General features: G+C 28.2%; 24 protein-coding genes. 11 read left to right on the forward strand and 13 right to left on the reverse strand.

The window, feature by feature from the left end; translation table 11 throughout:
- Window positions 1-18: 18 nt before the first annotated feature.
- The 6 genes from D9T19_RS01405 to D9T19_RS01430 all read right to left on the reverse strand — a co-directional run bounded on the left by D9T19_RS01405 (window position 19) and on the right by D9T19_RS01430 (window position 6,835).
- A complete protein-coding gene (locus D9T19_RS01405; protein ID WP_121626410.1) occupies window positions 19-699 on the reverse strand; it encodes a cytochrome b/b6 domain-containing protein in 681 nt (226 codons plus the stop codon).
- A gap of 19 nt (window positions 700-718) precedes the next feature.
- Complete coding sequence (locus tag D9T19_RS01410; protein ID WP_121626411.1) at window positions 719-2,461, reverse strand: nickel-dependent hydrogenase large subunit; 1,743 nt, start codon at window positions 2,459-2,461, stop codon at window positions 719-721.
- 2 nt (window positions 2,462-2,463) lie between these two features.
- Complete coding sequence (locus D9T19_RS01415; protein ID WP_121626412.1) at window positions 2,464-3,696, reverse strand: hydrogenase small subunit; 1,233 nt, start codon at window positions 3,694-3,696, stop codon at window positions 2,464-2,466.
- 292 nt (window positions 3,697-3,988) lie between these two features.
- Window positions 3,989-5,353 (reverse strand): nickel-dependent hydrogenase large subunit, encoded by a 1,365-nt coding sequence (locus tag D9T19_RS01420; protein WP_121626413.1) that lies wholly within the window; start codon window positions 5,351-5,353, stop codon window positions 3,989-3,991.
- 2 nt (window positions 5,354-5,355) lie between these two features.
- Window positions 5,356-6,249 (reverse strand): NADH-quinone oxidoreductase subunit B family protein, encoded by an 894-nt coding sequence (locus D9T19_RS01425; RefSeq protein WP_121626414.1) that lies wholly within the window; start codon window positions 6,247-6,249, stop codon window positions 5,356-5,358.
- Window positions 6,239-6,835, reverse strand: a complete 597-nt coding sequence (locus D9T19_RS01430) for a TetR/AcrR family transcriptional regulator (protein ID WP_322900260.1) — start codon at window positions 6,833-6,835, stop codon at window positions 6,239-6,241. Before D9T19_RS01430 ends, D9T19_RS01425 begins: the two co-directional genes overlap by 11 nt.
- A 304-nt stretch (window positions 6,836-7,139) precedes the next feature.
- On the opposite strand from D9T19_RS01430, the gene D9T19_RS01435 reads away from it, so the two are divergent.
- On the forward strand, window positions 7,140-8,651 hold the full coding sequence (locus D9T19_RS01435) for an alanine/glycine:cation symporter family protein (RefSeq protein ID WP_121626416.1): 1,512 nt from the start codon (window positions 7,140-7,142) through the stop codon (window positions 8,649-8,651).
- A 57-nt stretch (window positions 8,652-8,708) separates the two neighbouring features.
- Here the strand turns inward: D9T19_RS01435 and D9T19_RS01440 are convergent, their stop codons facing one another.
- Together D9T19_RS01440 and D9T19_RS01445 are read right to left on the reverse strand one after the other, a co-directional pair.
- Window positions 8,709-10,055: a sodium-dependent transporter gene (locus tag D9T19_RS01440; protein WP_121626417.1), complete on the reverse strand. Its 1,347-nt coding sequence runs from the start codon at window positions 10,053-10,055 to the stop codon at window positions 8,709-8,711.
- Window positions 10,056-10,222: 167 nt separating this feature from the next.
- Window positions 10,223-12,796 carry a bifunctional aconitate hydratase 2/2-methylisocitrate dehydratase gene (locus tag D9T19_RS01445; protein WP_121626418.1) on the reverse strand — a complete coding sequence of 858 codons (2,574 nt, stop codon included), beginning with the start codon at window positions 12,794-12,796 and terminating at the stop codon, window positions 10,223-10,225.
- Between the two features lie 327 nt (window positions 12,797-13,123).
- On the opposite strand from D9T19_RS01445, the gene D9T19_RS01450 reads away from it, so the two are divergent.
- Genes D9T19_RS01450 through D9T19_RS01460 form a run of 3 tightly spaced genes read left to right on the forward strand, consistent with a single transcriptional unit; the run spans window position 13,124 to window position 14,951 of the window.
- Window positions 13,124-13,567 (forward strand): YiiD C-terminal domain-containing protein, encoded by a 444-nt coding sequence (locus tag D9T19_RS01450; protein WP_228197941.1) that lies wholly within the window; start codon window positions 13,124-13,126, stop codon window positions 13,565-13,567.
- 48 nt (window positions 13,568-13,615) lie between these two features.
- Window positions 13,616-13,870 carry a hypothetical protein gene (locus D9T19_RS01455; protein ID WP_121626420.1) on the forward strand — a complete coding sequence of 85 codons (255 nt, stop codon included), beginning with the start codon at window positions 13,616-13,618 and terminating at the stop codon, window positions 13,868-13,870.
- Window position 13,871: 1 nt separating this feature from the next.
- The gene (locus tag D9T19_RS01460) at window positions 13,872-14,951 is read left to right on the forward strand and encodes a YeeE/YedE family protein (protein WP_121626421.1); all 1,080 of its coding nucleotides are present in this window, start codon (window positions 13,872-13,874) and stop codon (window positions 14,949-14,951) included.
- A gap of 17 nt (window positions 14,952-14,968) precedes the next feature.
- Here the strand turns inward: D9T19_RS01460 and D9T19_RS01465 are convergent, their stop codons facing one another.
- The gene (locus D9T19_RS01465) at window positions 14,969-15,742 is read right to left on the reverse strand and encodes a TrmH family RNA methyltransferase (protein WP_121626422.1); all 774 of its coding nucleotides are present in this window, start codon (window positions 15,740-15,742) and stop codon (window positions 14,969-14,971) included.
- 14 nt (window positions 15,743-15,756) lie between these two features.
- Window positions 15,757-16,647, reverse strand: a complete 891-nt coding sequence (gene yddG, locus D9T19_RS01470; protein ID WP_121626423.1) for an aromatic amino acid exporter YddG — start codon at window positions 16,645-16,647, stop codon at window positions 15,757-15,759.
- Window positions 16,648-16,802: 155 nt separating this feature from the next.
- Between yddG and D9T19_RS01475 the strand changes: the two genes are divergently transcribed.
- Together D9T19_RS01475 and D9T19_RS01480 are read left to right on the forward strand one after the other, a co-directional pair.
- Window positions 16,803-17,570 (forward strand): M48 family metallopeptidase, encoded by a 768-nt coding sequence (locus D9T19_RS01475; protein WP_121626424.1) that lies wholly within the window; start codon window positions 16,803-16,805, stop codon window positions 17,568-17,570.
- Window positions 17,563-17,862 carry an NINE protein gene (locus D9T19_RS01480; RefSeq protein ID WP_121626425.1) on the forward strand — a complete coding sequence of 100 codons (300 nt, stop codon included), beginning with the start codon at window positions 17,563-17,565 and terminating at the stop codon, window positions 17,860-17,862. Before D9T19_RS01475 ends, D9T19_RS01480 begins: the two co-directional genes overlap by 8 nt.
- A gap of 50 nt (window positions 17,863-17,912) precedes the next feature.
- On the opposite strand, the gene D9T19_RS01485 is transcribed toward D9T19_RS01480, so the two are convergent.
- Window positions 17,913-18,623 carry a YebC/PmpR family DNA-binding transcriptional regulator gene (locus D9T19_RS01485; protein WP_121626426.1) on the reverse strand — a complete coding sequence of 237 codons (711 nt, stop codon included), beginning with the start codon at window positions 18,621-18,623 and terminating at the stop codon, window positions 17,913-17,915.
- Between the two features lie 113 nt (window positions 18,624-18,736).
- On the opposite strand from D9T19_RS01485, the gene pgp3 reads away from it, so the two are divergent.
- The 5 genes from pgp3 to D9T19_RS01510 all read left to right on the forward strand — a co-directional run bounded on the left by pgp3 (window position 18,737) and on the right by D9T19_RS01510 (window position 24,189).
- Window positions 18,737-19,588 (forward strand): peptidoglycan metallopeptidase Pgp3, encoded by an 852-nt coding sequence (pgp3, locus tag D9T19_RS14765; RefSeq protein WP_121626427.1) that lies wholly within the window; start codon window positions 18,737-18,739, stop codon window positions 19,586-19,588.
- A gap of 161 nt (window positions 19,589-19,749) precedes the next feature.
- Window positions 19,750-20,475, forward strand: coding sequence for an MlaA family lipoprotein (locus D9T19_RS01495; protein ID WP_438942772.1), 726 nt, complete (start codon window positions 19,750-19,752; stop codon window positions 20,473-20,475).
- A gap of 2 nt (window positions 20,476-20,477) precedes the next feature.
- Complete coding sequence (locus D9T19_RS01500; RefSeq protein WP_121626428.1) at window positions 20,478-21,077, forward strand: Tgt2/MlaC family protein; 600 nt, start codon at window positions 20,478-20,480, stop codon at window positions 21,075-21,077.
- Window positions 21,078-23,576 carry an efflux RND transporter permease subunit gene (locus D9T19_RS01505; protein ID WP_121626429.1) on the forward strand — a complete coding sequence of 833 codons (2,499 nt, stop codon included), beginning with the start codon at window positions 21,078-21,080 and terminating at the stop codon, window positions 23,574-23,576.
- 202 nt (window positions 23,577-23,778) lie between these two features.
- A complete protein-coding gene (locus tag D9T19_RS01510; RefSeq protein ID WP_121626430.1) occupies window positions 23,779-24,189 on the forward strand; it encodes a ModE family transcriptional regulator in 411 nt (136 codons plus the stop codon).
- On the opposite strand, the gene D9T19_RS01515 is transcribed toward D9T19_RS01510, so the two are convergent.
- Entirely contained in the window at window positions 24,186-24,815 is a 630-nt protein-coding gene (locus D9T19_RS01515) for an HAD family hydrolase (protein ID WP_121626431.1), read from the reverse strand. The genes D9T19_RS01510 and D9T19_RS01515 overlap by 4 nt on opposite strands.
- Complete coding sequence (locus D9T19_RS01520) at window positions 24,812-25,924, reverse strand: aminotransferase class I/II-fold pyridoxal phosphate-dependent enzyme (RefSeq protein WP_121626432.1); 1,113 nt, start codon at window positions 25,922-25,924, stop codon at window positions 24,812-24,814. The genes D9T19_RS01515 and D9T19_RS01520 overlap by 4 nt, the downstream gene beginning before the upstream one ends.

Consider the following 25,924-nt stretch of genomic DNA (forward strand, 5'->3'; position numbering starts at 1 on the left):
AAGCTTCAATCAAGATATTTATTTTTCTTCTTCTTTATCTTTTACAAATTTACTACCACCAACAACAATTGCAATATCACCTTCTTGCCAATAAATAGTTCTCCATATTTGATAATAAATATGACACATAACCCATGCAATAATAAAATACATAGAAGTATGATGGGCTATTCTAACCCCCATATTTCCACCAAATACACTTAGTGTCCAATCAGTTGTAAGATGAAGCATAGCAGGCCACCATGTTCCAATTGAACTTTCACCTGAAGCTAAACCATGTACATATAATTGTAAACCAGAAAAAAGCATAAATACAAGTAATAAGTGAAAAATTGTAAAATATACAATATTAAAAGAATCATTATGAGTTGAATCAAATTTCTTTCTTCTATTAAATGTAATTAAATTAAAAAATACTTCAAAAAATTCTACTATATTTTTCTTATTAGGAATTAATTTTTTATAAGATTTTTCAAATCTTGAGAAAAAATATAAATAGCCAATTAAAATAGATGTAACATCAAAAATAATAGCAACAATTAAATGTCCCCATCTATTCCAAGCCATAACATACTTATCAACAGCAGGATCTGCAATAAATGTTTGATAATAAGGATGTCCTATATATAAACCGGTTGCAACAGCTACTATCATACATAATGCATTAGTCCAATGCATTATTCTCATAGTAGCCGTCATTCTCTCAACCTTTTTTAATTTAGGCACGGCTAGTTCCTCCAATTGGGTCTACTTTATAAACCCCTAATTCTTTTCCATTTGTATCAATAATATGAACAGCACAAGCAATACAAGGATCAAAACTATGTACAGTTCTTAAAATTTCAAGTGGTTGATCAGGATTTGCTACTTTTGTACCAATTAAAGATGATTCATAAGCACCAAGTCTACCTTTGTAATCTCTAGGAGCTGCATTCCAAGTTGAGGGAACAACAGCTTGATAATTAGCTACTTTTCCGTCTTTTATTTTAATCCAGTGACCTAAACCACCTCTTGGAGCTTCTTCCATACCAAAACCTTGAGCATCAGCTGAAAGTGAATCAAAGTCAAATTCTGTCCAAGTTGATAAATCACCATTTGCAGTATTTGAAGCTAATTCATCACACCATTCCATCATAATATCAGCCATAATTTCAGACTCAATTGCACGTGCTGCTGTTCTTCCAACTGTTGAAAATAATACTTTTATTGGTAAATTCCCTTGTTTTAAGAATCTTGTTACATATTTAGTAATTCTTTCATCACCTTTTGCAACACCAACAATCATTCTTGCAAGTGGTCCAACTTCCATTCTTTCATCATCATAAAGTGGAGATTTAATCCAAGAATATTTATTTTCTGTATCTAAATAAGCAATATTGTCTTCTTTTTTACCAAAACCTGTATAGTTAGGTTTTGTTTCACCATCATAAGGATGTAAGTTTGTTTTACCTTCATACCATGAATGCGTAACATCTTCTGTAATTTTTGTTTGGTCTATTTCAAAAACTTTTGATAGATCTTTATTTTTTACAATTCCTGATGGGAATAACATAGAACCTTTATACATAGGTAAGTCATCAGTTCTAAAACCACCATAAGCCATAAAGTTTCCTAAACCACCACCAATTCCTTCTAGTGCTTCATCTGCATACATAGTTCCAGCCATATAAACATCTGGTAAATATGATTCTTTACAAAATTTTGTAGCTTTTTTAAGAAGTTGTTTAAATTCAGCAATTCTTGCAGGATTTTTAATATCTTGAACACAAGTTACACCACCTACAACAAATGATTGAGGATGTGGATTTTTTCCACCAAAGATTGCCATCATTTTCCCAAGTTCTCTTTGAACTTCTAGGGCATCTAAATAGTGAGATAAACCAATTAAGTTTTGTTCAGGAGTAAGTTTAAAACCTTTTGAACCCCAGTAAGCATTTCCAAAAATCCCAAGTCTTCCTTGTTTTACATATCTTGTAACTCTTTGTTGTACTTCTGCATAAACAGTTTCGCTTGCATTCCAAGGTTGATGTCCTGAAAGTCCAGCCCATTTATGAGCTTCTTTAACTGTAGCTTTTGGATCTGCTTTAAGTGCTTCTGTGATATCAACCCAATCAAGTGCATGTAAGTGATAAAAGTGAACGATATGATCGTGTAAATATAATGCACCTTGAACTAAGTTTCTAACAAGTCTTGCATTTTTTGGAATTGTTACATTAAAAGCGTGTTCAACAGCTTCAATACTTCTTTGATAATGTGTACCTGTACAAACACCACAAATTCTCATAGCAAGAAGTCCACAATCTCTAGGATCTCTTCCTTTTAAAATTTCTTCAATACCTCTAAACATTGTAGAAGAAGTATAAGCATCAGTTACAACATTGTTTTCATCAATTATAGCTTCAACTCTAAGATGTCCTTCAATTCTCGTAATTGGATCAATTACTAAGTGTTTTTTTGCCATTTTTATTCTTCTCCCTCATCTGATTTTTTACCAGCAACTGCACTTGCAATTGCATGAACACCAATACCAACAGTTGTTGCTGTTAATAATCCTAAACCAAATTCATCTACAGTTTTTTCAACTCCACCTGTTGGTGCTTTGATATTTGCATCAGCCATTGGTCGCTCATAAGCATATTTATCCCAGAAATCAGGTTCAGAACATCCAATACAACCACGTCCTACACCAATAGGCCAGTTTGTACCTTCGTTATAACGAACAATTGAACAGTTATTGAAAGTCATAGGACCTTTACATCCTACTTTATATAAACAGAAGTTGTTTTTAGCACCTTCATCACCCCATTCTTCTACGAATTCACCAGCATCAAAGTGTGCTCGTCTTTCACAGTTATCATGGATTCTATAACCAAATGCGAATTTTGGTCTTAGAAGTGAATCTAATTCTGGAATTTGACCAGTTAAAACATAATGTAAAATTACACCAACCATATTTGCAGGATTTGCAGGACAGGCAGGAATATTTACAATTGGTTTACCTTTTACTAAATCCATAACACCAACAGCACCAGTTGGATTAGGTGCAGCTGCTGGAATTCCACCAAATGTTGCACAAGTACCAACAGCTACAACAGCAGCTGAATCATTTGCCATTCTAATTAAATGATCATGGAAAGTTTCACCACTTGCACCAATTGTTCCAAATTGACCATTATTAGCCATAGGAATAGCACCCTCCACAAATAATAAATATTGACCTTTGAAGTGTTCAACTGCTTCTTCTAGTTGCTTATCAGCATCATGACCTGCTGCTGCTTGAAGAGTTTCTTGATACTCTAAACTTAATACATCAAATAATAAATCATCAACAGTAGGAGCTGCACTTCTTAAAAGTGCTTCTGAATTTCCTGCACAATCTTGTAACTCAATCCAAATTACAGGAACTCTATTCATAAGTTCAGTAGCTTCTGCAACTAAAGGAGCAAACATTGGAGGTAACATAAGTGTTGCAGTTGTTGCACTAACCCACTTCATAAAATCTCTTCTGTTTATACCTTCACTATCAATTATATCTATTAAATCTATTTCTTTAAGAGGTTCTTGTGCTCTTAAAGTTTTTAAACGTGACTTTGCTTGATTAAATAAGGTATTGTAAAAAGCTTCACCCTTATTTGTCTCTATTCTTCCTGATTTTTGGGTAAAAACTTTTTTTACCATTTCTGCAGAATCAATCATATATAACTCTCCTTTAAAAAATGAATGTTCATTTACTAAAAGCAAATTATCAAGTATAGACTTAACTAACACTTAAAAGATGAACGGTCATTCATAGCATAAACATAGCTTTTTAAGTATATGTATAATTTTATTTTTTAAGGAGTACCAAAGTTTGGTGTTTATAATGAATAAGTATTCATTTATATATAATTAATAATAGTAATTATCGGAATTAAATTTTATTTAATTTTTTTTCATAATGTTACTTTTATATACAATTATGTTTAATAATTAATAACTTAGATTCAAACTAATGTGTTGTACAAACAGAGCAAACATCAAAGCTTCTCAATATTATTTTGGCTATTTCAATATTTGGTGAACCAATAATTGCTTCTTGTGCTACGCCATTTTCATTTTTATTTTTAGGTCCTAGATTCCAAACTGTTGGGGTAATCACATCGTAGTTTTTTATTTTTCCATTTTGAATTATTACATTATGATATAAAGAACCACGACATGCTTCTACTACCGCTTTTCCTTGTCCATTTTCAATATCTTTTAATGAGTATTTTGGTTTTATAAAAGACTCTTCTGATATATCTACTTTTGAAATAAGATTTTTAGTACTTTCTAATAAATGGGCTAATTCATCCATTCTTGCTAGAACCCGAACCATTGCAGAGTCATTGTACTGCTTGTGTAATTCTTTTATAAACTTTCTATTTGACTCTTTAGAAATTAAAGCACGTGATAAAGGTCCTGTTTCAAAAAAAGAATTATTATAACTTACACTTTTAGACCAAGTTGTTTTTGAAGAGTTATTCTCTTCTTTATTTAAGCTAAAGGTATGTTCACTGCTCTCTTTTATTTTTCCTAAATCAATTTTATATGCGGTTCTTTGTCTAATTATTCCTTCATCAAATAATGAAGAGGAAGCTAATGAAATAAATCTATCGTGAGAAGTTCCTAATTTTTGTAAAGAATTAGTTATTGCAATATTTTTAAAATATTCTAAATCACCTTTTAATAAATCTAAATCTTTGATATTTGAAAAAGATAAATATGTATCAAAATCAACTCCACTTATAGAGTTTTCAAAAAATCTAATCGCATAATCCATATAGTTTTGAATTGAAGTGAGTTCCAATAATGTTGGATCACTCATAACACCACCTGGAATCATATATGAAGTATGAGGCCATTGTCCACCAATAAGTGCTAAACCTTTTATAGTTTCACTTGCAGTTTTTGAAGCTTCTAACCATCTGCTTCCTTTAAGCGGTGTATAAATTCCTAAATCAGAATTTTGCAGTTTTACAATATCTGGCATAATAAACATATAGAACCATTTTATATGAGAATCAATAATTTCAATATTAAGACCTATTTCTCTTAATAATAAAGATTTAGGAGTTAAAGTCAAAGGTTCATTTAAATTTTTATAAATATCTTCCAAAGCTTCAACACTAGCTTTTAAATGAGCTTGTCCGCAAATACCACAAATTCTTGGAGTATATACAAGTGCATCAAGTGGTGATTTTCCTTTTAAAATATATTCAAAACCTCTAAAGTTTAAAAAATCTATTGAAGCATCACAAATAACACCATTTTTCCAAGAACACGATAACTTTGCTTCGCCTTCAATTCTTTCAACTAAATCAATTGTTTTCATATTTATTCCATTAGCTTTTTATTTAATCTATCTATTTTAAAAGTTTTTGCAATTCCTGTAAGTGATAAATATGCACGTTTTGAAATACCTAAAGGTACATCTTGAGGTATTCCAATATTCTTCTTAGTTTCTAGCATATCATTTCTTGGAAAGTCATTTTCAGTACAGCCAATACATGGCATCCCTACTCTTGTTTTTGAGCTAATATCATTCCATAATATTTTATTACATGAACTATGTGTCATAGGACCTCGACATCCTTGCTCATAAAATAAGCAACCCTCTTTTTCTCCAAAAGAGCCTTCTATTTTCCATTCAAAGTATTCATTTCTAGTACATCCGTGATGTGCTAAAGTACTATATAATTCAATAGGTCTTTTTTCTTTATCTAAAGATATTTTTCCATAAGCTTTTAGGGTAAAAAGAGTTTGAAGTATCCATTCTGGATGAACAGGACAGCCATTTAGATTTATAATTTCGTGTTTTAAGTTTTTTAATATCTTTTCATTTATATTTTCTTTGATTCCAGAAATAGTTTTATCTTCTTCAAATTTTTTATGAATACCACCATAACAAGCACAAGAACCAACTGCAATAATATAATTTGCTTTTAATGCAAGTTTATTTAATAAGTCATTAGTTGTACTGTTTTTAAGTGCAAATATATCTTTATTTGAAGAAATAGCACCCTCAACTAATAAATAATCAATTTTTTCTTTTTGATTTAAAATATCTTCAAGTGTTTTATCAACAGTTAAAGAAGGATGATAGATAAGATCAAAACTATTTAAAAACAGTTCTAATCTTGCAGAATTTGCACTTAAGAGTGAGTGAGTATTACCATTACAAGTAATAGCTTGAAACCATACAATTGTAGGTTTTTGCTTATTCGTCATACTTTAATGCTCGATATATATTATCAGCAACAGCATCTGAATAAAAAAGTAACTCTTTTTCTAGTACTTTTTCACCACTTAAAAAAGCAAATCCACCAAGACAACCCATAATCATTGCAAAAGCAGGGAAAAAGTCTTGTTCTCTAAACTCTTTATTTTGAGCACCTTCATCTAAAAGAATCATAACTTCTGTTACAAATTCTCCTACACAAATAAAACCTTCACAACCTTGATTAAATACTTCTCTATTAGATAAGTATACTCTTAAAAAGTATTCAACTACCTCAGGTGATTTAGTAACATTTTGTAAGTATCTTCTAGTAAATAAATATATTTTTTCTTTTGAAGTTATTTCCATCTCATTTACATTTCTTAACTCTTTAGCTAAAACATTTGTAGAATATTTAATAGCATATTTAGCAAGTTCTTCTTTAGAAGAAAAATAATTATACATATTTCCAACACTCATTTTCATTGCTTTTGCAATATCTGGAATTGTAGTATTATAAAAACCTTTTGTAGAAAATAGTTTTAGTGAGTTTTCAATTATAGAGTTTTTTTTTATCTCTTTAGCTACTGAAATGATTTATCCTTGAGAATCTTATTTTACATATAATAGTACATTTCATATTAATAAAAAGTGAATTTTGCTTAATGTAATTAAATTATCAAAAGAGTAATTTTATCACTAAAATTTAACAAATTTGTTAATAACTAATAATTAATGAACAGATTTTATATATAAAATACATAAGTATCCAAAAAATTGCATATTATTTACACTATTTTATACTTATTCTGTCAAGTTATAAGTTACAATATAAGCTAACTATTGAACTTATTTACTTAAATAATAGTTATAACTATTAAACTAGCTAGAAAGGTCTAGAATGAAAGTATTAAAAAAAATACTATTTTACATAGTATTATTATGCTCACCAAGTATAATGTTTGCTGAAGAACTCGTGGGATTTGATCAAAAAGTTGATCAATTTTTCAGTAATTACTTAGGTTGGTTTGCAAATACCATTTTTTATGGTGTAAAAATCGAAGATGGTGTAACATTTCCCTTAATTGTAGGTTGGCTATTTGTAGCAGCTATTGTCTTTACATTTTATTTTGGTTTTATTCAATTTAAACAAATCAAATTATCTATAGATATAGTATCAGGAAAGTTTACAAATCCTGATGTAAAAGAAAAAGGTGAAGTTTCACATTTCCAAGCACTTACGACTGCATTGTCAGGTACTGTAGGTCTTGGTAATATTGCAGGGGTTGGTGTTGCATTAGCAATTGGTGGACCAGGGGCAACTTTTTGGATGATTGTTTGTGGTTTATTTGGAATGGCTTCAAAATTCACAGAGTGTACTTTGGGTGTAAAATATAGAAATGAACATGCAGATGGAACAGTATCAGGTGGTCCAATGCATTATTTAACAAAAGCATTTAAAGAAAAAGGAAGTCCAAGAATTGGTAGAATTTTAGCAGTTGGTTTTGCTATTATGACAATATTTGCAACACTTGGTGCTGGTAATATGTTCCAAGGAAATCAAGCTAATGCAATGATTGTTCAAACATTTGGATTAGATGCTGGGTATGGTTGGATTACAGGTGTTGTTATGGCTGTTTTAGTTGCATCGGTTATTATAGGTGGAATGCCTGCAATTGCTACAGTTACTTCTAAACTTGTTCCTTTTATGGCAGCTTTATACATAGGAATGGCAATTATTGTTTTAGCAGCACATTATGATCAAATAGGAAATGCTTTTGAGCAAATTTTTGTTGGAGCATTTACAGGTGCTGGTGTTGCTGGTGGTTTTATTGGAGCATTAATTCAAGGTTTAAAAAGAGCTACATTTTCAAATGAAGCTGGTGTTGGATCAGCAGCTATTGCCCATTCAGCGGTAAAAACAAAAGAACCAATTACAGAAGGTTTAGTTTCATTACTCGAACCATTTATTGATACAGTTGTAATTTGTACTATTACTGCTTTAGTTATTACTATTTCAGGAATGAATACAGGTGAATTAAGTGGAGTAAAATTAACAGCTGCTGCATTTACTGAAACTGCTTCTATTTTTGAATACTTATTAGCAATTGCTGTAATTATGTTTGCATTCTCTACTATGATTTCATGGTCGTATTATGGTTTAAAAGCATGGACTTATCTTTTTGGTAAAACAAAAATTACTGAACTTGTTTATAAAGCTTTATTTTGTATATTCGTAGTTATTGGTGCAAGTATTAGTTTTGGAGCTGTTATTGACTTCTCTGATGCTGCATTATTTGCAATGTCTATATTTAATATAATTGGGCTATATTATTTAATGCCTATTGTTAAAGCAGAGTTAAAATCTTTCCTAGCAAGAGTTGAATCTGGTGAAATTAAAAAATACCGATAGTAAAAAAATAAATTAAAATATCTTCAGTCTAAAAAGACTGAGGATATTTCTCTTTATTTAAAATTTAAATATTCCCGTCTCATTCAAAATTACTAAAATAAGTGCAATAGGAATAATATATCTAACCATAAAGAACCATACTTTTGTAATAGTTTTACCTAATAAAGGTATTAACTCAGCATTGATTTTATTTTCATCCATAAAGTGACCTACAAATACAACTACTAAAATTCCTCCTAAAGGAACTAAAACAGTAGAAGCTACAAAATCTAACCAATCAAATAGATTTTTACTTCCTATCATTAACATAGGTGAATAATCAGTAATATTTGATAATAATGCTGCAATACCTAATATATAAAAGAAAAGACTACAAATAAGTGCAGCTTTTAATCTTGTATAATTAAATCTATTTACGAAAAAAGAAACCATTGGTTCTAACATTGAAATAGCAGATGTGATACCAGCAAAAGCAATAGCTATAAAAAATAAAATAGCTAGAAATGTACCAATACTTCCAAACTCATAAAATACAGATGGAAGAGAAATAAATACAAGCCCTGCTCCTTTTGTAGACTCAGCACCTTTATCAAATAATAATGTAAAGATAATAAGACCAGCGATAATTGCAACTAAGGTATCAATAACTGCGATTATTAATGATGATTTTACAATATTAACATGCTTAGGAAGTGATGCTGCATATGTGATAATAATACCCATACCTAAAGATAAAGTATAAAAAGCTTGCCCAATAGCTACAATAATTGCTTCTGAACTTAACTTCGTAAAATCAGGATTAAACATAAAAGTTACAGCTTTTGAAAAACTTTCAACAGAAAGAGAATATATAAAAAGAATTGATAAAATCAATGCTAATAAAGGCATTAAAATCTTATTGATTCTTTCAATTCCATCCTTTACCCCATTTAAAATAATAGAAGTAACTAATACAAATACAATTGTATGATACATAAATTGAGTTTGTAAATCTGATGTTAGTAATGTCATAAAGATATTTTTTGATTCTTCAATATTTGAAGGTAAAGATTGAAAAGAAACTACAATATAATGAAAAATCCAACCAATTACAACAGAATAATAAGATAGAATAATCAAAGGAACGATTACCATAAAACCAGCATATTTCCAAAGATTTTTTTTCTTAGTTGCTAAATTTTCAAACATACTAACAGCATCGCTTTGACCTAATTTCCCAATTAAAAGCTCTGCAATTAATACAAATATCCCAATAAACAAAGCAGTTATTAAATATACTAAAACAAATGCACCACCACCATATTCTCCTGTAACATAAGGAAACTTCCAAATATTACCTAAACCAACAGCCGAACCAACCGCTGCTAAAATAAATCCAAACCTACTAAATCGTACTGTACTCATATATATCCTTAAAAATAAAGCTTAAATATTATCTAAAGTAGCTTTAAAAAAAATAATTTAAAAGGAATAATGAAAGTTAAAATTGAAAAATTGAAAAAAAAGTGTGGGGGAAAAGAGGAGAAGACGTAGATAAGTTAGGAGGACCTAACTTATCTATGAAATAGTTCTTAAGAGTGAACTAAGTTTGTTAATTGTTCTGGAGAAACTTGGTTGAAGTTTAAGTATTTATAAACACCCTCTTTGTTTTTCTCAGTAATTTTCTTAGGTACAATTTCCATGTACTCAGCTTTTGTTGGAAGTCTACCTAAAAGTGCAGTTACTGCAGCAACTTCAGCAGATCCAAGATAAACTTGAGAACCTTTTCCTAATCTATTATCAAAGTTTCTTGTAGATGTAGAGAATACAGCTGCACCTTCAGAAACTGATGCTTGGTTACCCATACATAATGAACAACCAGGAATTTCAAGTCTTGCACCCGCAGCTGCAAAGATTGAGTAATACCCTTCTTCAGTTAATTGTTCTTTATCCATTTTTGTTGGTGGTGCAACCCATAATTTAGTTGGAACTTCACCTTCACCTTTAAGTACTTCACCTAAAGCTCTGAATAATCCGATATTAGTCATACAAGAACCTACAAATACTTCATCAATATTTTTAATTCTTTTATCATCAGCTAAAATGTTAGTTAATGTATCAACATCATCTGGATCATTTGGACAAGCTAAGATTGGCTCAGTAATTGTATTTAAATCAATTTCAATAGTTGCAGAATATTGAGCATCTGCATCTGGAGTAATTAATTCAGGATTAGCAATCCATTCTCTCATTTTATCAGCTCTTCTTTGAAGTGTTCTAGCATCTTCATAACCTTCTTCAATCATTTTTTCGATTAAAGCAATATTTGAAGATAAGTACTCAATAATTGGTTCTTTATCTAATTGAACAGAACAAGCTGCTGCTGATCTTTCTGCTGCTGAATCTGATAATTCGAATGCTTGTTCAACTTTTAAGTCTGGTAAACCTTGAATTTCAATAATTGTTCCAGCGAATACATTTTTTTTACCTTTTTTCTCAACAGTTAATAAACCATCTTGAATAGCTTGGTAAGGAATAGCATTAACTAAATCTCTTAAAGTAATTCCTGGTTGCATTTCACCTTTGAATTTAACTAAAACAGATTCAGGCATAGTTAAAGGCATAGCACCTGTTACAGCTGCGAATGCGATAAGACCAGAACCAGCTGGGAATGAAATACCAATTGGGAATCTTGTATGAGAATCTCCACCAGTACCAACAGTATCTGGTAAACATAATCTATTTAACCATGAGTGAATAACACCATCACCTGGTCTTAATGTAACTCCACCTCTTGAAGAAATAAATTCAGGTAAAGTATGTCTTAATTTAATATCTGCAGGTTTTGGATAAGCTGCTGTATGACAGAATGATTGCATAACCATATCAGCACCAAATGATAATGCTGCTAATTCTTTAATCTCATCTCTAGTCATTGGTCCAGTTGTATCTTGTGATCCAACAGTTGTAGCAATTGGTTCAACATACATACCAGGTTTAACACCTTCAATACCACACGCTCGTCCAACCATTTTTTGTGCTTGAGTAAATCCTTTACCATTATCAGCAGGTTGTGTAGGAGCTATAAATGCAGTAGTAGGTTCTAATCCTAAAGTTTCTCTTGCTTTTACAGTAAGACCTTTACCAATAATTAATGGAATTCTTCCACCTGCTCTCATTTCATCTGTTAATGTATTTGGAGCTAAATCGAACTCAGAAACAGTTTTACCATCTTTAATGATTTCACCAGCATATGGTTTTAAAGTAATAACATCACCAGTTTCTAAAGCATCAACAGAAGCTTCAATTGGTAAACATCCTGAATCTTCTGCAGTATTGAAGAAAATTGGAGCAATAATAGAACCAATAACAACACCACCAGTTCTTTTATTTGGAACACCAGGGATATCTCTACCCATGTGCCATTGAACTGAGTTAATTCCAGATTTTCTAGATGAACCAGTACCAACAACATCACCAACATATGCTAATGGATTACCTTTAGCTTTAAGTTCTTCCATTGTTTCTAATGGATTTTCCATTCTTGATTGTAACATTGCAGTTGCATGTAAAGGAATATCTGATCTAGTAAATGCAACAGTTGCAGGAGATAAATCATCTGTATTTGTTTCACCAGGAATTTTATAAACTGTTAAAGTAATTTCTTCTTCTAATGCAGGTTTATTAGTAAACCATTCTGCATTTGCCCAAGACTCAATAACTTCTTTTGCTTTAGCATTTCCAGCATCCATTAAATCTTTAACATCATTAAATGCATCATATACTAAAATAGTATTTTTTAATTCAGTTGCAGCTGCTTCTGCAACTTCATCAATTTTAAGTGCTTCGATTAATGGAGTAACATTAAATCCACCCATCATTGTTCCTAAAATTCTTACAGCTTCAGCTTTTGAAATTACTGAACATGTAACATTTCCTTGAACAATGTCATTTAGAAATGCAGCTTTTACATAAGCAGCATCATCAACACCTGGATTGATTTTATTATTGAATAAATCTAAACAATAATCTGCTTCTTTAACTGGATCAGCTTTTAATAATTCAACTAACTCAGCAGTTTGCTCAGCAGTTAAAGCTAATGGAGGTAGTCCACCTTCATTTTGTCTTTCTTCTGTATGCGCTTTATAATTAACTAATAAACTCATATTATAATGTCTCCTAATTTGATTTAATTTATGGAATGATTATACCACAATGCTCAAAATAAGTATGTACAATTATTGTAAAGAGATGTACAGTTTTTATTTATGTAAACAAAAGTTACACAAATATCTTACAAAAATAAATATTGACTAAGAATAGCTAGTATAAGCTCTAGGAATACATCTTTTTATCTAATATATTATGACTATTTTTATTTTCACACTACTGTAAATAAACTATATTCTTATTTTGTACAATTTCTGTTCGCTATACAATTGTGTAATTCAAAGCTTTGTAATATTATAATTTAATTTAAATATCTACAAAGGATGATTTTGATTAAACAATTAGAAAAAAAGTTACATAATGAAATACCACTAACGAACTTAATGAAATTAAAAATACATAAGTATAATGATAAAGAACTTATTACAACTGCCCCTTTATCTATTAATATAAATGATAAAGGTACAGCATTTGGTGGAAGTTTAAGTACTATAACTATTATTTCAAGCTGGTGTATGTGTTGGTTAATATCAAAAGAGTTGAATATAGATAATAAAAATATCGTTGTTATTAAAAATGAAAACTCGTATTTAAAACCAGTAAGTAAAGATATTATCTGTTATACAAAGAAACCAAGTCTTGAAGAAATATTAATTGTAAAAGAAAAGATTCAAAGAAAAGGAAGTGCTTCTATAAAAATAGAATCAAAGATTATTCAAGACAATCAAATATGTGTAGAATTTAATGGTATTTATGTAATTAATTAATTTTTCTTATTTTATTTTGATATACTTTCAAGAAAAATAGGAATACTTATGAACAAAATTCAAGAACTTGAAAAACTATTAAAAGAAGATGTTTTAGCAGAACTAGATGAGAATATCGATGAATTATTAGATATTGTTGAAGGTAAAAAAAGTACAAAAGAAGATAAAGACGAATTAAAATATATGGAAGATATTAAACTATATTTTGATGAAGTTCTTCTTGATATTGAGAATAATAACTTAAAAGAAGATGATGCAATAGAAATTTTAGAAGTTTTAGAAGAAATGAGAATAGATAAATAATATGTTTGAATTAGAAATATTCGAAACAGTTAATCTTCTAGCTTTACTACTTGGGACTACTTTTGGGATGGTAGCACAAAAACAACAATTTTGTTTTAGTGGTTCAATAAAAGATTATATGCTTACAAAATCTACAAAAAGAGCTTCTTCTGTTGTAATGGCAATGATTGTTGCAATTATTGCAAGTACATTTATATCAAGTTATTTTGATATTGATTTAACAGATACTAACTTCTTCAAAGAAGATATAAACTATTTTGTCATTATATTTGGTGGTATTTTATTTGGTACTGGTATGATGTTAGCAGATGGTTGTGGAAATAGACAATTAATCAAATTTGCACAAGGTGATTCAAACTCTTTAATAACTATTATTTTTATAGCAATTTTTGCATATGCAACTACAAAAGGTTTATTATATGATGTATTTAGTCCAATTACTAATAATGAAACACTAATACATTTATCATCTTATATCCAAAATGTTCAAATGAATATATATGTAGTTTTAGCTGTACTTTTTGCTCTTTTATTATATTTAATTAAAAAAATTAAAAGAATATTTTCTCTTTGGGATGGTGTTGTTATTGGTATTTTAATTTCTCTTGCTTGGTTAATTACAGGAGTTATTGGTGAAGAAAGTATGGAAAGAATTATTCCACTAGAAGGAATAACTTTTGTTTATCCAACTGCTAAATCTCTTGAATTATTTATGTTTTATCAAGTAAATGAATTATCATTCCCTATTTCAATAGTTATAGGAGTTTTACTAGGAACATTTATAATGTCATTTATAAATAAAAAATACAGCTTTGGATGTACAGCAGCACAAAATATTAATAGAACAAAATATAATATGATAGGTGGAGCACTTATGGGAACAGGTGGTGTTTTATCAATTGGTTGTACAGTTGGACAAGGATTAACAGGACTTTCAACTCTTGCTTTTGCTTCAGCACTTGCAATCATTTCAATTATGGGTTCAGGAATTATAACTGCAATTATTTTGAATAAAAAGAATAAGTTACCAATGTGTTTTATTTTTGAATGGCAAGATAATCCTAATGATTATCAGATTTAAGTCTTAGATTTAAAAATCTAAGACTTAGCCATCTGAAAAAATACAATAGATGCAGCTATTGCTGCATTTAAGCTTGTAACTTCTTCACTAATATCAATTTTTAAAATTTCATCAGATAAATCAATAACTTCTTGCTGCGCTCCAAATCCCTCACTTCCTATTACAATTGCTGATTTTTTTGGGAATTCAAATTTGTGTAAAGATATTGCATTTTCATGATTTGCAGTTGTTAGTACTTTATATCCATGAGTTTGAAGTTTTATTAAATCACTTACTAAAGTATTCGTTTTATATACTTTTATATTAAATAAATTTCCAGTTGAGACTCTAATACATCTTCGTATAAATGGTGAGCAAGTTTTTTCATCAATAATTAAAGTATTAATATTAAAAGCTGCACAAGAACGTACAATTGAACCTACATTTTCAGGAGATGTAAGTCCATTTAGAACAACTACATTTCCTTTTATATCTTCAAAATTTATATATTTTGGTTTATCTATTAAAGCTAACATTCCTTGATGGATTTTATGCCCTACTATCTCTTTCATTACCTCATTATTTGCTGTGAATATTGGAAAATCAATATCTTTACAATTTTGTTTTAAAAAATCTAAATGCTCAAGCGTAGTAAAAACTTTATGTATTTTAATATTTGTTGAAAAAAGCTTTTTGAATACATTTTTACTCTCAACTACAACTTGATTTTCATCAACTAAAGATTTTCTCAAAGAGATAAACTCTTTTATTCTTACATCGCTTATATCGTTTATTTCGATTATCTCTTGCATTATTTCTAATGTCCTTATTTCTTAAAAAAGAAGTTTTTTATTGCTTTTAAATATTGTGCTGAACTTATAAAAGAACCTACAATAATAAATATACAAGCCAATGTTACAGCTGTTGTAAATTCTGCATATCCTAATACTACAAGTAAAAGTGTAGATAAAAGCGGTGTAAAATATGATATTGAGCCAAGTAGTTTAATATCTGCATTTTTAACAGCATAATCCCATAAATAAAAAGCCCCACCAACAGGTCCTAGTCCCAACATCAATATTCCAAATAATTCTGTACTATTAGGAATAACAGTAGTTTCAAATATAAAATGACAAATTCCTGCTAATATTGATGTAGCTATACAAAAACCAGTAACTGCAAAAGTTGGAATATGTGATAGTGTTCTTGAAATAACAGAATAAGATGCCCATATTAAAGCTGAAGTTACAGCAAATATATATCCCCACATATATTGTGTTTCAAAAGAAAAACTTCCACCTTTTGAAACCAAAAGAAATGCACCTATTAATCCTAATATTGCACCTAGAATATGAAACCATCTTAATTTTTCATTTGGTAAAAAAGATGAAAAAATCACTATTAATAATGGCCATAAATAATTTATTAAATTAGCTTCAACAGCAGGAGCATTTTTAATTGCCAAAAAGTAAAAGAAGTGATAACCAAATAATCCACTTATTCCAATAATCCAAGCTTTAGCAGGAATTTTAAATAATTGTTTTACATGTACTTTTTGTTTCTTTAATATCGCAAGTCCTACAAAAGATGCAACAAAAAAGGCCATTGATGTTAACTCAAATGCTGGAATATTTGTTGTAAAAATAGAAAAAAGTGCAAGAGAAGAATATAATAAAATAGTAATAACTCCGTTTATATTTCCTCGTTTAGCTTGCATTGATTACTCTTAATTTTGTATATTTCATTTTTATTCTTTATAATAATTTTTTGTAAGGATACAATATTTGTAATTATCTCTAGCTTTTATTAATTGTAGCTAATACTATAATTAGATACAATAAGCAAAATAATAATTAAGATAGGAAAAATATTATGAAAGAATTAAGAAATATTGTTTTAATAATTAGTACATTATTTATAATTCTAGGATGTACGCATAAAACACCTTATACAAATAGGTCACAAATGATTTTTATGTCAGCACAAGAAGAATTAGCTCTAGGGGAAAGTTCATATAAACAAGCATTATCTCAAGCAAAAGTTATAAATAATACCTATGATTCAAGAAGAGTAAAAGTTATTGGAGAGAAAATTGCAAAAGCAGCAAATAGACCTGATTTTAAATGGGAATTTAATCTAGTTGAAAATGAAGCTATGAATGCTTTTTGTCTTCCTGGAGGAAAAGTAGTTGTTTATACAGGAATTTTAAAAGCAGCTAAAAATGATGCTCAATTAGCTACTGTAATGTCTCACGAAGTAGCTCATGCACTTGCTCGCCATGGTGCTGAGAGAATGAGTTCAGCAAAAGTTCAACAAGGAATCCAATTACTTGGAAATGTTGTACTTTCTGCTACTGCTCCTGAATATACAAATACATTTAATCAAGCATATGGAGTAGGAACTCAATTAGGTGTTATGCTTCCTTATGGAAGATTACAAGAAAGTGAAGCTGATGAAATTGGTATCTATTTAATGGTAAAAGCTGGTTATAATCCAAATGAAGCATTAAAGTTTTGGAAAAATATGAGTGAAGGTAAAGAATCTCAAAACGAATTCTTTTCAACTCACCCTAGTTCATCAACAAGAATTCAAAATATAAAAAATACTATTGCTAAAATTAAAGGAACTAATAATGGATAATCTTCAATTAGAAAAAATAAAAACACAACAATTAAGTGTACTCTTAGCTTATCTTTTATGGTGGTTTTTAGGTATTTTTGGAATGCATAGACTATACACAAAACAAAGTTATTGGTGGATATATTTAGTTTTAGGAATAATTGGAATTATCTCTACTATTATATTTATTGGATATTTAATTTTATTAGGTTTATTTATTTTATGGATAATAGATGGTTTTAGATTAAATAATATTGTAAAAGACTATAATTTAAAAGTTCTAGAAGATTTTGAGAAAACATTAAATAAGTAATATTTAAAATTTAGTTGAAATCAATTTGATTGATTTCAACTAAAAAAAGTTTATATCATATTTGTATAAACAGCTTGAACATCATCATCATCTTCAAGTTTTTCTAATAACTTTCCAACTTCTTCTTGTTGTTCTTCTGTAAATTCTTGAGGATTATTAGATATTCTTTCTAATTTAGCTTTAGTAAGTTCAATACCCATTTCTTCAAATGCATGATTTAATGTACCAAAATCTTTATAATCAGCTGTTACAAGTACAATTCCATCTTCTTCTTCTATTTCTTCAAGTCCAGCATCAATAAGTTCTAATTCTAACTCTTCTAAATCCATATCTTCAGTTTTATTAAATTCAAAAAGTGCTTTTCTATCAAACATAAATTCTAAAGAACCAGTTGGTGCTAATGAACCACCATTTTTATTAAAATACATTTTAACATTTGCAACTGTTCTTGTATTGTTATCTGTAGCAGTTTCTACAAAAATCAATGCACCATGAGGACCTTTTCCTTCAAAGTTAACATCTGTATAGTTAAGAGAATCTTTTCCACTTGCTCTTTTAATAGCAGCTTCAATATTTGTTTTTGGCATATTTTCTGATTTTGCATTTAAAATTGCTGTTCTAAGTGCTGCATTCATTTCAGGATCTGGAACACCAGCTTTTGCTGCCATTTCAATAGCTTTTGCTAATTTAGGAAACAATCTTGACATTGCTCCCCATCTTTTTAATTTTGACGCTTTTCTATATTCAAAGGCTCTACCCATTATAACTCCAATAGTTTATTTTTCAAATTTTATTTGAATTATATCACGATTGTAATAATAGATAAATAAGTTACTAAAACTAATCCTTAAATATTTTTGGATAATATTAATTTATGAAAAGAATATTAATAATACTACTAATTCTAATTTACAATTTATTTGCATTAAATATAAGTCAAAATATTGTAAAAAATGCAAATACTGTTTTAGTGGAAATCAACAAAAAAAATATATCCGATGTCAAACTTACATTTGATAAACAAAATATAGATTTTTTTAAAAATAAATTTAAAAAAAATACTTATTCTGCACTAGTTCCAATTTCTTATTATCAAAAAAGGAAAGATTATAAAGTAATTGTTTCATATATTGAAAATAATAAAAGAGTCTTTAAAGGTTTAAAATTAAAAGTTATTGATGGAAAATACAAAAGTGAAGTTATCAATGTTTCAAGTAATAAACTTAAACCAAATCCTGCAAGAGTAGCAAGAACAAAAAAAGAGTACACGCAAGCTATGAAGGTTTATAATAGCAAAACACAAGAAATATTATGGAATGAGGATTTTATTTATCCTTTAAACACTAAAATAACTAGTGCATTTGGAACAAAACGAGTATATAATGGACAATTAAAATCATATCATGGCGGTACAGATTTTAGAGCTGCTAATGGAACTAAAATCATTGCTTCTAACTCTGGTATTGTACGAATTGCGCAAAATAGATTTTATGCTGGTAATTCTATTGTAATTGATCATGGTTTTGGTGTTTATTCTTGTTATTATCACTTAAGTAAAATGAACTTTAAAGAAGGTGATTTTATAAAAAAAGGTCAAGTTTTAGGTCTTAGTGGAAGTACAGGAAGAATAACAGGTCCTCATTTACATTTTGCTTTTAGAATTAATGGTATTCAAGTAGATCCACTTAATGCTATATTTGTATTAAATCAATTAAAAAAGCCATAAAACATACTTAAACATTGTTTTCACATTTTTCCTATATAATACAAAAAATATTAAGAAGGAAAAGTTTGAAAAATATTATTCTAATTATTTCACTAGCTTTATTTTTTAACGCCTGCGCTGTTAAAGAAGCTATAAATGCAAATAAAAACAATCAAAATAATATAAAAGTTGCACAAGAAACTAAACAATCTAAAGCTTTAGATTCTGATGATTTTGGGGATGAGTTTGAAGATGAGTTTGAAGATGAAAAAGTTGAAATATTCGATCCTTTAAGTGGATACAATCGAGTAATGACTTCTTTTAATGATAAAGTTTATATTTATGCTCTAGACCCAATTGCTACAGGATATACATATGTTCTACCACAAACAGTAAGAATTGGGATTTCCAATTTTTTTAGTAATTTACTGTTTCCATTAAGATTTACAAATAATTTATTACAATTAAAGTTTGCAAATTCTACTGAAGAATTAGGAAGATTTTTAATAAATTCTACTTTTGGTTTATTAGGATTTATGGACCCAGCAAAAGATGAATTAGGTTGGAATGAGCATAATGAAGATTTTGGACAAACATTAGGTTTTTATGGTCTAGGGGAAGGTTTTCATGTAGTATTACCACTATTAGGACCATCAAATTTAAGAGATATGATTGGCTTAGCTGCTGATTCATATATAAATCCATTAACAACAACTGGTTCAAGTGATATACAATATAAAATTCCTAATAATTCATTAGAGAATATAGGAATTACAACAGAAAAAACTATAAATTCAACATCACTAAGATTGGGACAATATGAAAATATAAGAAAAGATGCTTTAGATTTATATCCGTTTTTAAGAGATATTTACAACCAAGCTAGAAAAAAACAAATTGAGGAATAACAATGAGATTAAAAAATATATTCAAGATATTACTATTAATTACTTTTGCAATAACATCAGCAAATGCACTAAAAAAAGACAATTTAAAAGAAGAAATGGGAAATAAAATTAATGCAATTTTACTCGTTTTAAAAGATAAAAATATACAAAAAGATCAAAAAGGTGAAAAAATTGTTGAGATTATAGATTCCGTATTTGATTATAATACAATGTCAAAAATTGCCTTAGGTAAAAAAACTTGGAAATCTATTTCAAAAGAAAAAAGAGAAGAGTTTGTAAAAGTATTTGAAAGAAAATTAAAAAATTCATATATTGGTAAACTTGAATTATATACAGACCAGCAGGTAAAAATCATTGAGTTAATAACATATAAAAGAACTAGACTACAATTAGTAACTGAATTATTAGGAGAAGATGATACTTATGAGATAAACTATAATTTTTACAAGAACAGAAAAACAAATGAATGGTTTATTTATGATGTTGATTTAATAGGTGTTAGTATAATTCAAACATATAGAAAACAATTTTCTGGTTTACTAAAAGAAAAAACTTTTGATGAAATGTTAGAGACATTAAAAGAAGCAAATGAAAAAAACTAAATGATAAAAAAAATATATGATAATATAATCTTAAAATTTCCTATTGCAGTATTACTTGTATTATTTACTAGTATTTCTGTTTTAGGATACTATGCAACAAAACTTGAAATTGATGCATCTGCTGAAACATTACTTTTAGATAATGATAAAGATTTAAAATTTTCTCGAGAAGTAAATAAGAGATTTTATAATCCAAATTTTCTAGTTGTAACGTATTCACCAAAAAGTGACCTACTCTCAAAAGAAAGCTTAGATGGATTGAAAAAGCTATCAGATGACCTACTAAAAGTGGAAAATATTGAGAGTATTACTTCTATTTTAAATGTCCCTTTAGTTCAATCTCCAATTCGTCCAATTGCTGATTTAGTAAAAGGGGTTGAAACTTTAAGTACTAAAAAATATGATTTAGCTTTAGTAAAAAAAGAGCTTTTAACATCTGAACTTTATTCTAATAATTTAGTAAGTCCTGATTTTAAAACTACTGCTATGATGCTACATCTAAAAAATGACACAAAATATTCTGAACTTTTAGATAAAAGAAATAGTTTATTAACTAAAAAAAGAGCAAATACTATTACAAATAAAGAGTTAGTGCTCTTAAATAAAACGATAATTGAGTTTAAAAATTATAGAGATATAATAAGAAAAAAAGAAGCTAATGAAATTAAGAACATTAGAACAATAATTCATAAATATGATAATCAAAACGCATCTATTTTCCTTGGTGGGATAAATATGATAGCAAATGATATTGTAGCTTTTGTACGAAGTGATTTATTAATTTATGGTTCAACATTAGTATTTTTACTTATATTCATTTTATGGTATATTTTTAGACATTTAAGATGGATTGTATTACCTCTTGTTATATGTCTTTTATCAGTAGTCTCAACAGCAGGAGTCTTAGGTCTATTTAATTGGGAAGTTACTGTAATTTCTTCAAACTTTATAGCCTTACAGCTTATTATTACAATATCTATTGTTCTTCATTTAATTGTGCGATATAGAGAATTAAATGTTAAATATAAAAATGCAAATCAGTATAAATTAGTGATAAATACTGTTCTATCTAAAATGAATCCTTCATTTTTTGCAATTATTACTACTATTACAGGTTTTATATCATTAGTTTTATCAAGCATACAACCTGTCAAAAACTTAGGTTTAATGATGAGTACAGGTATTGCAATTTCTCTTATTATTTCTTTTTTAGTATTTCCTATTATTATGATAATGTTAAAGAAAAAAGATGAACATGAGAAAAAAATAAATTCTAGATTCTCATTAATTTCAAAAGCTTCAAATTTAGTTGAACATAGAGGAAAATCTATTTTACTAGGTTCTTTAATTGTTATTATATTTTCCCTTTCGGGCGCTTCACAATTATTAGTTGAAAACAGTTTTATTAACTATTTTAAACAAAGTACTGACATTTATAAAGGAATGAAAGTAATTGATGAAAATTTAGGTGGGACTACACCTTTAGATGTAATTATAAAATTTAAAAATTATGAGGAAGACATAAAAACTAAAGTTTTAGATGAAAATCTCGAAGATGATGAATTTGATGATTTTGAAGATGAATATCAAGAAAGTGAAAATGATAAACAATATTGGTTTTCTCAAGATAAAATGAAGACCATTAGCAAAGTTCATAACTATTTAGATTCTTTAGAAGAAGTTGGAAAAGTTCAATCCTTAGCTTCTATTTTAAAAGTTGGAAAACTTTTAAATAATAACAAAGAATTAGATGGTATTACATTAGCACTTTTATATAAAGAACTTCCAGAACAATATAAAGATTTAATTTTAGCACCATATATTAATATTGATTCTAATGAAGCTAGAATTACCATGAGAATAATTGATTCAAATCCTAATTTAAGAAGAAATGAATTAATTAATAAAATAAAAAAAGATTTACGTGATGTTATAGAAAATAAAGAAACAACATATCAACTATCAAACTTTATGGTTTTATACAACAATATGCTACAGTCATTATTTGATTCTCAAATCTCAACATTAGGTTTTGTAATAATTATTCTTTTCATAATGTTTTTAATTTTATTTAGATCTATTAAAATAGCATTAATTGCACTAATTGTAAATGTTATTCCTATTTCTTCAATTTTTGGAATTATGGGTTGGTTACATATTCCTTTAGATATTATGACTATTACAATTGCTGCAATTTCTATAGGAATTGGTGTTGACGATACAATCCATTATATTCATAGATTTAAAGAAGAATATAAGTTTGATCATAATTATTTAGAAGCAATGAAAAGATCACATAAAAGTATTGGTTATGCTATGTATTATACTTCATTAGTAATTATTGTAGGTTTTTCTATATTAGTTTTATCAAATCTAATTCCTACAATTTATTTTGGATTATTAACAGTTGCAGTAATGACTATTATTTTAGCTGCTGATTTACTTCTTCTTCCAAGATTAATTATGATATTTAAACCTTTTAATAAAATAAGTAAATAGGATAGAATTCAACCTATTTACTAATGGTTAACTTTTTATTTAAAAAAGGTTAATATAAACATTTTATAATACTTTTATGAGTTAGGTTACACGGTCCTAATAAATAAAATAATTTTCGATTTGAATTCTCCTACAAATATACAAGTTAATAAATAGAGTGTCTTCTCCTTTCACTCTATTTTTTTAAAGGCCATAAAAATTAATGATTAAATTAGATTCAACACAAACAAACTTAATTTTAACTAACCTAGATGAAAATGGTGCATTATCATGTGTAAAAGCTTTTAAAGTTGCTAAATTAATTGGGATGAAACCTAGAGATATTGCACAAATTACTCGTGAAATGAATATAAAAATCACAAATTGTGAACTCGGTGTATTTGGAAATCTTGAATTTACAGAAATAAATGATGAAATTTATGATATGTTAAAAATGCGTAATGAAAATCCTAAAATTGAATGTAAAGTTGCATGGAAAATAGCACAAGAAAGAAATCAATCTATTAATAAAATTGGCTCTACTATTAAAAATTCAGATTTTAAAGTAACAAAATGCCAGATTGGCTGTTTTGAAGATGAAGAAAGTTATGGTTTTGTAAGAGCAAAAGACTAAAGAATAGTATTTAACTCTTTTAGACTTTCTATTTTATATTTTGCTTTTGAAAAATTATGAGTTAATGTAAATTCATTTTTAACTACAACACAATCAATTCCTGCATTAAATGCTGATGTTAAACCTCGTTGTGAATCTTCAACTACTATTGTTTCCTCTTTTAAGGCTTTAAACCTATTTAAACCAGCTAAATAAGGATCTGGATGTGGTTTTGCTCTTTCGTAATCTTCTACACATAAAATAAACTCCATAAACTCTGTAATACCTGTATTTTTATGAATTAATTCAAAATCAACTCTTCTTGATGTTGTAATAATTGCCATTTTATAGTTTTGTGATAATTCTTTTAATATTTCTTTTACATTTGGAATTGCAGTATTTCTAGTTTTGATTAATTCTTGGTAATAAATATCTCTTTGAAATCTTTTCTTATCTATTACATCTTTTGTGATTCCAGCTTCAATTGCTACTTCCCAAGCAGTTCCACCTCTTGCCATAATTTTCATATATCGCTCAAAAGTAAGTGTAATTCCTAACTCTTTTAAAGCTTTTACATTTGCTTCAAAATATAAAGGTTCAGTCTCAACTAGTACACCATCATTGTCAAATAATATGAATTTTCTCATTTACTCAAATACTCTTTTAACCTTTTAATACCCTCTTGCATATGTTTTATGTCTCTTGTATATGCAAATCTTATATATTGATTGGTTTTATTAGAACCAAAATCAACCCCAGGTGTTGTTGCTACGTGAATATTTTCTAAAAGTTCTTTTGCAAAGGCAAAACTATCATCACTATATTTTGAAATATTTGCCCAAAGATAAAATGCGCCATCAGGTTTTGCATCAATTTGGAAAATACTACTTAATTCATCATATAAATAATCTCTACGTTCTTTAAAAGTATTTTTTATCTCGTCTAAGTACTCTTTATCAAAAGCTTCTAAGGCTGCGTATTGAGAAAGTGTTGGTGCTGAAATAAAAATATTTTGAGCAATTTTTTCAGCTTCTCTTGATAAGTTTTTAGGAACTATAATCCACCCTAACCTCATACCTGGCATACAATAATATTTTGAAAAACCATTTATAACAAAGACATCATCACTAAACTCCAAAGCTGTATGTGCATTTTCTTCATATGTTAATCCATGATAAAGCTCATCAGAAATAAAAGATATTTTTTTATTTTTACAATAAGTGATTATTTCTTTTAGGTTTTTCTTTGAATATAAGTTCCCTGTAGGATTTGAAGGCGAAGAAATTTGAAGGGCTTGTATATCTTGCTTTTCTAAGTGATTTACAGTTAATTCATAATTTGTTGATTTATCAATATTCATAAAACAAGGATTTATATCTAGCATATTTGCAAAGTTTTTATAACAAGGATATGAAGGATCACTTAAACCTAAACTTTGCTTATATTTTAAAGTTAATGTATAAGCTACTAAAAAAGCTCCAGAAGTCCCAGGAGTTAGTAATATTCTCGAAGGTTCAACATCTACATTGTAATTTTCTTTATACATTATAGATATTTTATTTCTAAGCTCTAATAAACCTAAACTTTCTGTATATGAAAATTTATCATTTTCTACTGCTTTTTGAAGTGCCTTTTTAACCTTTGGACTTGGATTTAAATCTGGTTGACCTATTTCAAAATGTATTGTATCTTCATACTTTTGTGCTTCTCGCACAATGTCCATTACAATAAATGAACTAATGTTTTCATATCTCAA

The organism is Poseidonibacter antarcticus (assembly GCF_003667345.1).
In the GTDB taxonomy this organism is placed as follows: domain Bacteria; phylum Campylobacterota; class Campylobacteria; order Campylobacterales; family Arcobacteraceae; genus Poseidonibacter; species Poseidonibacter antarcticus.